The 697-nt window shown below is 39.5% G+C and carries 1 protein-coding gene and 1 pseudogene; one reads left to right on the forward strand and one right to left on the reverse strand.

What is annotated here, in order from left to right:
- On the forward strand, nucleotides 1-291 hold a 291-nt coding region (locus CBG25_RS05340), incomplete at its 5' end, for a transposase (protein WP_290603789.1).
- Between the two features lie 13 nt (nucleotides 292-304).
- Here the strand turns inward: CBG25_RS05340 and CBG25_RS05345 are convergent.
- Nucleotides 305-505: pseudogene (locus tag CBG25_RS05345) on the reverse strand (lytic transglycosylase domain-containing protein); the annotation flags it as partial.
- Nucleotides 506-697 lie beyond the last annotated feature (192 nt).

Genomic DNA, 697 nt, shown 5'->3' on the forward strand with positions numbered 1-697 from the left:
ATAGTAACAAACAAAGAGAATCCCACCCGTGAATACGTCAAATCTATCATGGATGCCCGTTGGTCTGTTGAAGTTTATCATCGAGAAGTTAAACAAAATTGTGGTATTGAACGCTGTCAGGCTCGCACGAGCCGAGCGCAAAGAAATCATATTTTTCTCGCTATTTCTGCGTGGTTTGAACAACATAAACGTCGTATATCTGAAAAAATAACCCTTTATCAACAAAATTGGGACGTAATCAAAAATGCTATTGCTGAGCACATCCGTGTTTTATTAGCGTACCCAAATTAGTTTTGTGCGAAACTCGTGTCTGTATTTCATTGTTTTTAAATCCGGCATTATAAGCGCCTATTGCTTGCCAGGTTACACCCCATTTATTAAATGCCAGCGCTAAAAAATAAGCGCCAGTATAAATATTCATACAAGCATCATTTCTTAATTGATAAGGGGTAATACCTAACGATTTAAGATAATTAATATGCTGTGAGTTAATTTGCATGAGGCCAATATCAATACTGGGCACCTCGAAAAACCTAAGCCGAGTTTGATTTTGCTGATAAAGTTATCGGAAGCTGGTCTACTGAGCTAACCACCATGAAGAAACGCAGCGCCATTAAGAATGACCTCTTTGCAAACCAGTATCACCAACAGACGATCGACAAGTTGGGTGACCCGCTGGTCAAGATCGAAACCTGTA

Source organism: Arsenophonus sp. ENCA (assembly GCF_002287155.1).
In the GTDB taxonomy this organism is placed as follows: domain Bacteria; phylum Pseudomonadota; class Gammaproteobacteria; order Enterobacterales; family Enterobacteriaceae; genus Arsenophonus; species Arsenophonus nilaparvatae.